Source organism: Rhizobium sp. AC44/96 (genome assembly GCF_001692185.1).
GTDB lineage: Bacteria > Pseudomonadota > Alphaproteobacteria > Rhizobiales > Rhizobiaceae > Rhizobium.
This window is the reverse complement of the sequence record NZ_LXKO01000026.1, coordinates 1-11,251: the sequence shown is the minus strand read 5'-3', so window position 1 is coordinate 11,251 and position 11,251 is coordinate 1. Positions and strand designations below refer to the sequence as shown.

9 protein-coding genes and 1 pseudogene are annotated in these 11,251 nt (G+C 60.7%); all 10 read left to right on the top strand.

What is annotated here, in order from left to right; all coding sequences use genetic code 11:
- The first annotated feature begins 398 nt into the window (after positions 1-398).
- The gene (locus tag A6U87_RS19760; RefSeq protein WP_065693017.1) at positions 399-734 is read left to right on the top strand and encodes a hypothetical protein; all 336 of its coding nucleotides are present in this window, start codon (positions 399-401) and stop codon (positions 732-734) included.
- A gap of 143 nt (positions 735-877) precedes the next feature.
- A complete protein-coding gene (locus A6U87_RS19755) occupies positions 878-1,084 on the top strand; it encodes a hypothetical protein (RefSeq protein WP_065693016.1) in 207 nt (68 codons plus the stop codon).
- 193 nt (positions 1,085-1,277) lie between these two features.
- Positions 1,278-2,084, top strand: coding sequence for a pseudouridine synthase (locus tag A6U87_RS19750; RefSeq protein ID WP_065693015.1), 807 nt, complete (start codon positions 1,278-1,280; stop codon positions 2,082-2,084).
- A 5-nt stretch (positions 2,085-2,089) separates the two neighbouring features.
- Entirely contained in the window at positions 2,090-2,785 is a 696-nt protein-coding gene (locus A6U87_RS19745; protein WP_065693014.1) for a phosphoribosyltransferase, read from the top strand.
- Positions 2,786-2,882: 97 nt separating this feature from the next.
- Positions 2,883-4,628 carry an SLC13 family permease gene (locus A6U87_RS19740; protein WP_065693013.1) on the top strand — a complete coding sequence of 582 codons (1,746 nt, stop codon included), beginning with the start codon at positions 2,883-2,885 and terminating at the stop codon, positions 4,626-4,628.
- A 74-nt stretch (positions 4,629-4,702) separates the two neighbouring features.
- A complete protein-coding gene (locus A6U87_RS19735; RefSeq protein ID WP_065693012.1) occupies positions 4,703-5,647 on the top strand; it encodes a phosphoribosylaminoimidazolesuccinocarboxamide synthase in 945 nt (314 codons plus the stop codon).
- Between the two features lie 108 nt (positions 5,648-5,755).
- Positions 5,756-6,358 (top strand): TetR family transcriptional regulator, encoded by a 603-nt coding sequence (locus tag A6U87_RS19730; RefSeq protein ID WP_065693011.1) that lies wholly within the window; start codon positions 5,756-5,758, stop codon positions 6,356-6,358.
- Positions 6,359-6,491: 133 nt separating this feature from the next.
- Complete coding sequence (locus A6U87_RS19725; RefSeq protein WP_065693018.1) at positions 6,492-7,709, top strand: efflux RND transporter periplasmic adaptor subunit; 1,218 nt, start codon at positions 6,492-6,494, stop codon at positions 7,707-7,709.
- Between the two features lie 42 nt (positions 7,710-7,751).
- On the top strand, positions 7,752-10,856 hold the full coding sequence (locus A6U87_RS19720; protein ID WP_065693010.1) for an efflux RND transporter permease subunit: 3,105 nt from the start codon (positions 7,752-7,754) through the stop codon (positions 10,854-10,856).
- Between the two features lie 158 nt (positions 10,857-11,014).
- Positions 11,015-11,251, top strand: a pseudogene (locus A6U87_RS19715) (nodulation protein NodT); the annotation flags it as partial.

Here is an 11,251-nt window from a genome sequence, read left to right as displayed (position 1 = left end):
CTAAAAGAAATCTTAGAGCGAAGGTCTTCGTCGCCAGCAGCGCCGCCGCCCTCGTTCTGTGAAGCGGCTTATACGGCCCCCACCCTTTCTAAGTCAACACACCCCAACAAAGTTTTTTGACATTTTTGTAACATGCTGATTCCACAGAGGGAATTTCCGGAGAGAGAGGAGACCTAGCCCCCTGCCCTCCCCCAGACCATTCGATTTTCTTTACCGGACGGTCAAAAACTGCCGGAAGCGCCCTCTCGCCTCCCCCGCATACGCCCTGTTTTGTCGTTTTCAGCCTCCCCTGAGACAGCCGCGCCGATCGCGGCCGCCTCTATCGACCGATGAAAGCCGTCTGGAACCCAACAGCCCGTTGCGGTGTTTCTGCTTCGGTACAACAAAGGAGAAAAGACATGGCAGCCAATACCGACGACGTCAGGGCCTCGGTCAGCAAGGACATCGCAGCGCTCCAGCAGGAGGTGTCGCGACTTCAGAAGATGATCTCCGCGCAAGGGGCCGAAGCTTACTATGAAGTGCGCGATCGCGCCGGCAAGGCCTATGACGAGATCACGCCCCGCGCCAAGACTGCTGTCGCAAACATCAAGGCCGAGGGCGTGGCAGCAGCCGGCGCTGCTCGCGAGCACGCCGCGGCAACAACGACCGCATTGGCCTTGGCCGGAGCCATCGGCTTCCTCGCCGGCTACCTCCTGAGCAGTCAGCAACAGGAGCCCCGCCACTGGTGGCGTTAGACCACCCGCCTGAAGTTGGTACCCCGCTTTTTCTTGCGAGCCGTTTCCATCCGACGTAGGATGCGGCTCATAAGACTAACGTCTTAGAAAAACCAATTTTCCGGGATAGGGAATGGCGTAATAAAGAAGCGGGAGAACAGTTCATGGACGGGAAGAGATTGAACTGCATTGTCGAAGTCAGCGTCGACGGCGCCAATGGCCGTCATGCGGTCGGCATCATGAACGCGCGACAGGCTCTCGAACTGCCCGAAATGTCGCGCTTTTCCTATACGCATCCCGATCCGGCCAAAGCGGCGGCCGGTATAGTGATGGACCGGCAGGAACTCGCTGGCTTCATGGCCCGCCATTAGGCCGACCTCCAACCCAGCATCCCTTCACGAAACCTCTTTCATGAACGTCGGCGTGGTCAGCGCCGGCGTTCATGCATGGCGATTTTCTCGGCCATGACGGCGGGCTTATCCCCGCGTTTTGATGCCGGATCGCTGGCATCGTCAAACGGTTCATGCCAGAAACACCGCATCGACATCTGACAGAGGCGACAGAGTGAGGGCGCGCCGAGCACCACAGAAACCCCGAGAGCGTATGAAGCCTGCCGCCGATGCGTCCGGCAAACGCGTGACGCTGCCCCGGGCTCTTTCCAAACTCGGGTACTGTTCGCGCACGCAAGCCGAGCGGCTTGTCGCCGACGGCCGCGTGGCGGTGAACGGCCGCATCGTCACCGATTTGTCCGCCTGGGTCGATATCACCCAGGCGAAGATTGCCGTTGACGGTATCGGTGTCGCCGCCGAAGAATTCGTCTATCTGATGCTGAACAAGCCGCGCGGGCTGGTGACCACGCGCCACGACCCGGAAGGGCGCCCGACTGTCTACGACTGTCTGAAGGATTTCGACATTCCGCACCTGTCGCCCGTCGGAAGGCTGGACAAGGCCAGCGAAGGTCTCCTTCTTTTTACCAACGACACCGTTTTTGCCCAGGCGCTGCTCGATCCCGACACCCATGTCACCAAGACCTACCACGTCCAGGTCGACAGGATCATGGATGCGGAGCGGCTGGCTGATATGACCTACGGCGTTCGCCACGATGGCGAACTGCTGAAGGCGACCTCGGCGCGCCTGCTCCGCAGCGGCGACCGCAACTCCTGGATCGAGGTCGAACTCGACGAGGGCCGCAACCGGCAGATCCGGCGGATATTGGAAGCACTCGACACCGAATGCCTGCGGCTCGTGCGTGTCGCGATCGGCAGCGTCGAACTTGGCACATTGACAAAGGGCACGGCGCGGACGCTGACGGAGGCCGAGCTGAAGGAACTCCGTGTTCGCGCAGGCATGGAAAAGACAAGACGGAATTGAATCGCATGACGGAATTGGCGCCGCACGACTTCTGGCAGGAAATCCATGCTGCAGGCAGCTTTCACAGCAGAGACGAATTCACCTCCTTTTATGTGGCCGAATTCGATGACGGCCGGCAACTTCGCCTGCCGGTCCGCGTGATGACGGACGGGCAGCATGCCCTTGCCTCGCTGATCATAAATCAGGCAAGTTTCGAGGTCCTCGACGCCCTGGCCGAGCGGCTCGCGGCGAAGCTGCGGGCCTTCGATGTGGACGTGATCGTCGGGCTGCCCACGCTCGGGCTTACCCTTGCCGCCGCCGTCGCGCAGAAGCTCGGCCACCGGCGCTACGTGCCGCTCGGCACATCGAGAAAGTTCTGGTACCGCGACGAGCTCTCCGTACCGCTGTCTTCGATCACGACGCCGACACAACAAAAGCGCCTCTATATCGACCCGCGCATGCTTCCGCTTTTCGAAAACCGGCGCGTGGCCTTGATCGACGACGTGATATCGAGCGGCACGTCGATCGTATCGGGGCTCGATCTGCTTGCGGGCTGCGCGATCACGCCCGTCGCGATCGGCGCGGCCATGCTGCAATCGGATCGCTGGCGAGACACGCTCGACGCTTCCGGATCGCATTGGCAGGAAAGAACGATCGGCGTCTTCTCCACGCCAGTTCTTGAGAAAACGCAGAACGGCACATGGCGCCGGATCTCGCGCTGATTGGACAGCCGTCGGTCGGGCGCCTGCAATATATAGCCCTATACAGGGGACGCCGAACCGCTACATTCGATCCGAATGAAGATGCTCGGGACACCCCATGACATTTGAGCAGGTATCTTTGCTGATCCTCTTGATCGCGATGCTTGCGCTGTTTTCCCTTGAGCGGTTCAGGATCGAGATCGTCGCCATTGCCGGCCTGCTGGCGGGATATGCGCTCGGGCTCTATCCGGCCAACCAGGTTTTCGCCGGCTTTGCGAGCCCGGTCGTGATCACGGTGGTGGAGATCCTGCTTGTGGTACAGGTGCTGGCACGCGCCAGGATCCTGGATCGGCTGGCGGGTCTCCTCGGCGAGGCGCGCCTCTCCAATACAGGGGTGATTGCTGCGTTGTCGTCGGCCACCGGCCTCCTCTCGATCTTCATGAACAATATCGGTGCGTTCTCGATCGGTCTGCCCGTCGCGCTGAGGGTCAGCGCGGTCATGAAGATCCCGAAACGCCAACTGGTCATGCCGATCTCCTTCGCCGCGCTGCTCGGCGGGATCGTATCGCTGATCGGGACACCGGCGAATTTGCTGGTCAGCGATGCCATGGCACAGGCAACGGGCACAGGATTTCGCCTGTTCGAATTTGCCTACGTCGGCGCGCCCCTGCTCATCATCGGTATTGCATTCGTCTCGTGGCGCGCGCCCCGGACATTCGCCGAAACTGGCAATGATGCGGCGACGCCCAATCCCGCCGCACGGCGCGTGGTAGGCGAACGGCATATCCCCGACCACTCTCCCCTCATTGGCGTGAATCTTGCGGAGATACCCTCCCGCTTCGGCCTTCAGCCGCATGCCCTGATCCGCAACAACGCGTTTGTCTTCGGGGCTCGGGACAAGTCCCATGTCGTAGCAGGCGATTACCTGTTGGCGGAGACCGACGATACAGTCCTCGCAGAACTGACAGCATCCGGCGCCCTCTCTCCGGCGAGACATCCGGCAGTTCCACAGGTCGAACTCACCAGCATCGAAGCAGTCGTGATGCCGGAGAGCACATTGGTCGGCTCGCGTCTGCGCTCGCTCGAGGTCTTCAGCAGCCGCGGCATCGTGGTTGCGGCTTTGTCGATGCGCTCGCCGCGTATCGAGGGACGCTTCGAGGACCTGCAGTTGTCGATCGGCGACATCCTTGTGCTGGAAGGCGAACATGCCGCCATCACGGAAGCGCTGGAGGAATGCGAATGCCTTCCGCTTGCCTCCCAGCCACCATCGCATGGCAGCGGCGGTGCCTGGCAACCGTTCATTATCTTTGCATGCGGCGTGGCAGCGACTGCATTCGGGTTGCTGCAGCCGGATATCGCCTTCGCCGCGGTCGTACTGGCGCTCGCCCTGTTGAACTATCTCAATATCCGCCAGGCGATGGCGGATCTGAACTGGCCGATCATCATCATGCTTGCCGCGATGATCCCCATCGGCTCTGCCGTCGCAAGCACGGGAACCGCCGAGGTCATTGCGACCGGCCTGCGTGCGGTCATCCCGATTGCCAACCCCGTTGCAGGCGTCGGCCTCCTGCTCTTTCTCGCCATGGCGATCACGCCGTTCGTCAACAACGCCACCGTTGCCATCGTGCTCAGCCCGATCGCGATCGAATTCGCATCGATCGCGCATCACTCCCCCGCCGCCTATCTTCTTGCCGTCGCGGCCGGTGCCTCGCTCGATTTCCTCACGCCCTTCGGCCACCACAACAACACGCTCGCAATGGGCGTCGGCAGCTATCGTTTCCGTGACTTTCTGAAGATTGGCGGCCCGCTGGCACTGGGATCTTATTTTTTGACCCTAGTTCTTGTCTATGTCTTCTGGCTTTAAGGCCGGTTTGCTTGACATCCCCGGCAATGGAACTAGAGCAGGGGAAAGCCCCTTAACCGACAAGGACGGTCCACGTGCGCATCCTCTCCGAAGCCCATTTTCCAGAACTGCCGAACTATTACCGCGGCAAGGTTCGTGAGAACTACGATCTTCCCGACGGACGACGCATCATCATCAGCACGGACAGGCTCAGCGCCTTCGACCGGATTCTCACCTGCATTCCCTACAAGGGCCAGGTCCTGACGCAAACCGCGCGCTACTGGTTCGAGGCCACGAAGGACATCTGCCCCAACCACGTCATCGAATATCCGGATCCGAATGTCGTCATCGGCAAGCGCCTCGACATTCTGCCGGTCGAAATCGTCGTGCGCGGTTATCTCGCCGGAACCACAGGCACCTCCATCCTCACGCTCTACAAGAAGGGCGAGCGCGAGATGTACGGCATGCGCCTGCCCGACGGCATGCGCGACAACCAGAAACTGCCCGAGCCGGTCATCACCCCCACCAGCAAGGAATTCGACGGCGGCCACGACGAGCCGTTGACGCCAACGGAGATTGTCGAACGCGGACTGCTGACCCAGACGCAATGGGAAACGCTGTCGCGATATGCCCTCGCGCTCTTTGCGCGCGGCCAGGAACTCGCCGCCAAGCGCGGCCTCATCCTGGTCGACACCAAATACGAGTTCGGCACGGACGAAAACGGCAACATCATTCTGGCCGACGAAATTCATACGCCTGACAGCAGCCGCTACTGGCTGGCTGACAGCTATCAGGCAAGCTTCGAAGCCGGCACACGCCCGGCAAGCTTCGACAAGGACTTCGTCCGCGCATGGGTCGCCGAACGGTGCGATCCATATAAGGATGAGATCCCGGAGATTCCCGTCGACCTGATTGAGCAAACCTCCGCCGTCTATATAAAGGCCTATGAGGCGATCACCGCCCAGACCTTCGTCCCCGACGACAGCGAGGCAACCCCGGTCGAGCGTGTTCGCCGGAATCTTTCGCCCTATTTTTCCTGAATGCACAACTGATCGCGGCATGGCCTGCAACATAAGCTTGCAGGTCTTCCGCTGTTCGCATTAGCATCGGAAAGACTTGGGGCCGGAGACGAACCGGCGGGGGCATGAATGGCACGCAGGCCAAGGCGCAAGGCCGAAGAGACACGCGAAGACATCCTGTCGATGGCGGAATTGCTGTTTCGACAACGTGGCTTCGTAGCGGTGTCGATTGCCGATATCGCCTCCTCGCTCGGCATGTCGCCGGCCAACGTCTTCAAGCATTTCCGCACCAAGTCCGCGCTCGTCGACGCTATCGCGGAACGCCATCTCGGTGACGTGGCCGATCGCTTTGCCGCCTATGACGACGATCTCCCTCCGCAGGAACAGCTACTGCGCTTCGTGCTCCGACTGCTCGACAGCCACCTCCAGGACATCCAGCAGAACCCCTACATCTTCGAAATGGTCCTGATGACCGTCGAGGCAAAGCTCGAGGCAGGCAACCGATATCGGGAGCGCATCGTCCACAAGCTGCGGGACATCGTTCGCGAAGGCGTCGCAAGGGGACGCTATAATTGCACCAACCCGGAACGGGCGGCAGACACCGTTTCGGACGTTCTTGCCAGTGTCCTGCACCCCGTCCTCATTGCCCGTGACGATAAAGACACACTTGTCCAGCGCGCTCGTGACATCGTGAATTTCGTGGATGCCGCACTGCAAAATAGCGCTTGCTAAGTGACGATTCTTACCATACGTCACTTTGTAAAGTCTTTCTTAAATTCGGATCAGTGGCTAATGATTCTGAATCGGGAATCGGGCTTCTTCCCGGAAGCCATTGATTCAGCTGCCACCGCACGGGGATTTCATTATGATACGGCGCATTCTTCTCGTTTCCTCCGCTCTCGCGATCGGAGGCGTGCTGGCAGCCTGCAGCGATAGCGGCAAGACGCAAGGCGCCGCCGGCGGCGCTGCGGGTGCGGCGCAGCAGGCAGCGCCGGTAGGCGTCGTCACGCTGACGAAGGGCTCCTTCCCCGTAACGACGATCCTGCCTGGTCGCGCCGAAGCATCACAGGTTGCCGATATCCGTCCGCAGGTCAGCGGCATCATCACGGAAATCCCGTTCCGCGAAGGCGGCGAGGTCAAGAAGGGCGACGTTCTCTATCAGATCGAGGATGCGCCCTATCTGGCGAGCGTCGCACAGGCGCGGGCAGCGATTGCCAAGGCCGAAGCCAGCGTTCCGAGCGCACAGAGCAATTTCGATCGCTACCAGCGCCTCGTTGGCTCCGGTGCGACGCAGATCGAATTCGAAACCGCAAAGACGAACCTGCTGCAGGCGCAGGCCGAAGTCGAGTCCGCCAAGGCGGCCCTGACAGCGGCCGAGATCGATCTCGACCACACCAAGATCACCGCGCCTTTTGACGGCCTGATCGACCAGACGGCCTACAACGTCGGCAACGTCGTCTCGGCCAACCAGACGACAGCCCTCACCACCGTGCGCCAGCTCGATCCGGTCTACATCCTTCTGACTGAATCGAGCACGAACCTGCTGCGTCTGCGCAACGCGATCCAGTCGGGTGAGATCAAGGGCAATGCCGGCAATGCCGCGTTCCGTCTGATTCTGGAAAACGGCAAGGAATACGATCAGAAGGGCACCCTCGACATGTCGAAGTCTGTCGTCAGCGAGACGACCGGCACCTTCATCATCCGCGTGCGCTTCCCGAACCCTGAGCGCATCATCCTGCCGGGCATGTATGTTCGCGCAACGCTCGAACTGGGCTCCGAGAGCGGCTTCGCCCTCCCCCAACTGGCGACCAGCCGCAATGCAAACGGTGAGCTGACGGCGCAGTTCGTCTCCGCAGAAGGCAAGGTCGAAACCCGTATCTTCGAAAACGCATCGCCTTCCAACAACGCATGGCTGGTGACGGACGGCATCAAGGACGGCGATCAGCTGATCGTGACCGGCCTGCAGTCGATCACGTCAGGCATGCCGGTAAAGCCCATGCCGATGAAGATCAACGAGAAGGGCATTGTCGTGCCCGCGGAACAACCCTCGTCCGGTGACGCGCAGAAGCCCGCCGCAAAGTAATGCGACGATCACTGATCCGAGCCGCACAGGAATAACAAGCCAATGGCAACTTTTTTCATTCGACGCCCGATCTTTGCGTGGGTCATTGCGATCACGATCATGCTTGCGGGCGTGCTGGCGATCTTCACCCTGTCGATCTCGCAGTATCCCGACATCGCGCCGACCACCGTGCGCATCAACGCCACCTATCGCGGCGCCAGTGCGGAAACTGTTGAGAAGTCGGTCACGACGATCATCGAAGACGGCATGACCGGCCTCGACGACCTGACCTACATGACCTCGACTTCGTCGACCGGCTCGGCCAGCATCTCCCTGACCTTCGGCACCAGCGCCGACCCGGATATCGCGCAGGTCCAGGTGCAGAACAAGCTTCAGCTCGTGCAGTCGAAACTGCCGAGTGACGTCATCGACGCCGGCATCAGTGTCACCCGCTCGACGTCGAGTATCCTGCTCGTCGGCGCCTTGGTCTCGACCGATGGTAAGCGCTCCTCCGTCGATCTCGGCAACATCATGTCGAGCTCGATCGAAGATCAGATTCAGCGCCTCGAAGGTGTCGGTAGCATCAACATCTTCGGTTCCGGCTACGCTATGCGCGTCTGGCTCGATCCCTACAAGCTCCTAAAGTATCAGCTGACGACGGGCGATATCACCTCGGCCATTGAAGCACAGAACACCCAGGTTTCCGTCGGTTCGCTGGGCGCCCAGCCGGCAGTGGATGGCCAGCAGCTCAACGTGACGATCACCGCGCAGAGCCAGCTGACGACTGTTTCCGACTTCGAGCACGTCATCCTCAAGGTGGAGAAGGACGGCTCGACGGTCCGCCTGAGCGACGTGGCCCGCATTGAGATCGGCCAGGAAAGCTACGGTGGTTCTTCGCGCTACAACACGCTGCCCTCCAGCGGTTTCGCGGTCAACTTGGCCATCGGCGCCAACGCCATCGACACCGCCGGCCGCGTTCGCGCCGCGCTCGATACGATCAGCCGCGGCCTGCCGGAAGGCGTCGAAATCACCTATCCGTACGACACGACACCGTTCGTTGAACTGTCGATCGAAAAGGTCGTTCACACCCTGATCGAAGCGATCGTTCTCGTCTTCGTCGTTCTTCTCGTCTTCCTACAGAACATTCGTGCGACGCTGATCCCGACCATCGCGGTCCCGGTCGTGTTGCTCGGAACCTTCGGCATCCTTGCAGCCACCGGATATTCGATCAATACGCTGACGATGTTCGCGATGGTCCTCGCGATCGGTTTGCTCGTCGACGACGCTATCGTTGTCGTCGAAAACGTCGAACGCATCATGACCGAAGAGAAGCTCTCGCCGCTCGAAGCGACGGAGAAGTCCATGGGCGAAATCACCGGCGCCATCGTCGGTATCGCGCTCGTCCTCACCGCGGTTTTCATTCCGATGGCCTTCTTCGGAGGCTCCACCGGCATCATCTACCGCCAGTTCTCCGTAACCATCGTTTCGGCCATGCTTCTTTCTGCACTGGTCGCGATCGTGCTGACGCCGGCGCTTTGCGCCACCATGCTGAAGCCGGTGGCCGAGCATAAGAAGAACCGCCTCGGGGACTGGTTCAACCGCAACTTCACGCACTCGACCAACGGCTACGTCAGCACCATCGCCTACCTGTTGAAGCGGCCGTTCCGCGTCATGGTCGTCTTCCTGCTGATCGGCGTCGGCTGTGCCTACCTCTTCAACCGCCTGCCAAGCTCGTTCTTGCCGCAGGAAGACCAGGGCGTTCTGCTCACCATCGTGACCACGCCTCCCGGTTCCACGACCCAGCAAACGCAGGCGGTCGTCGAAAAGGTCGAGAAGTACTATCGCGAAAATGAAAAGGACGCTGTCGAATCCGTCTTCGGCGCCTTGGGCTTCGGCTTCAACGGCTCCGGCCAGAACAGCGCTATTGTCTTCACCAAGCTGAAGGACTTCTCCAAGCGCACGGACGCCAACCTGCATGCGCAGGCCGTCGTGACGCGCGCATTGAAGACGTTCTTCACCTTCCGCGAGGCGCAGGTCTTCGCGCTGCTGCCGCCCGCAATTCAGGGCATGGGCGTATCGAGCGGCTTCTCCATGTACCTCGTCGATACCGGCGGCCATGGCACGGACGCTCTCGATGCGGCCTCCAAGCGCCTGATCCAGGCGGCCAATGCCAGCGGCAAGGTCGTAGCGTTGCGCAGCAACAACAAGGAAGTCGAACCGCAGATGAAGATCATCATCGACCAGGAGAAAATCGGCGCCATGGGTGTCGATATCGCCGCGGTCAATTCGATGCTCTCGGTGATCTTCACGGGTCGCGACGTCAACGACTTCACCCTGAACGGCGAAATCAAGCCGGTCTACGTGCAGGGCGACGCACCGTTCCGCATGCAGCCGGATGATCTCGATCACTGGTATGCCCGCAATTCGAGCGGCGAGATGGTTCCGTTCTCGGCCTTCACTCGCACCGAGTGGGTCAAGGGCGCTCCGACGCTTGCCCGCTTCAACGCCGTAAGTGCCATCCCGCTCGACGGCGCGTCCGCGCCGGGCGTGAGCTCCGGTGATGCGATGGATGAAATGGAAGTCCTGACCGAACAACTGGGCGGTGGCTACACCGTGGCATGGCAGGGCATTTCCTATCAGGAACGCCTCTCCGGATCGCAGGCGCCGATGCTCTACGCGATCTCGGTCCTCGTCGTCTTCCTCTGCCTTGCGGCGCTCTACGAAAGCTGGTCGATCCCGTTCTCGGTCATCATGGCCGTTCCGGTCGGCGTTCTCGGGGCGCTGGCAGCGGCGAGCCTCTTCGGCCAGGCCAACGACGTCTACTTCAAGGTCGGTCTGCTGACGACCATAGGACTGGCGGCGAAGAACGCGATCCTGATCGTCGAGTTCGCCAAGGACCGAATGGAGACCGGGATGGGGCTTCTGGAGGCGACGCTTGAAGCCGCGCGGCTGCGCCTGCGTCCGATCATCATGACGTCGCTTGCCTTCATCCTCGGCGTCGTGCCGCTTGCGATCGCCACCGGTGCTGGTTCCGCTGCACAGAACGCAATCGGCATCGGCGTCCTCGGCGGCATGCTCTCGGCGACGGCTCTCGGCATCTTCTTCGTCCCGTCCTTCTTCGTTGTGATCCGGCGAGTCTTCGCCCGCCGCACGAAAAATGAAGCGTGAGTGTGATATAAATGCACTGTAAGAAACCGGGACTCATTGATACATTGCGCACGACTGCTTCGGGATGGTGTTTCTCGTATGAGCGAAGCGCGGCCGAGAGCGAAGTGTAATAGCTTCAGACATGAAATGAATTTGGTCGAGTTACAGGAAGATTTTTAATGGTATCGTTTCGCTTTGCGTCTCCGGCACTTCTGCTGCTTCTCGCGGGCTGCGTCAGCGGCCCGGATCATGTTCCCCCGGAGATGCCTCTCCCGGCGAAATTCAACGAAGGCGGCGCCAAGGAGCTTGGCGATGTGTCGACGGTTGCCTGGTGGACGGCCTATAACGATCCGCGCCTGAATGCGCTGGTCATGGAAGGCCTGAGCGAGAACCTGTCGATCCAGCAGGCGCTGGAA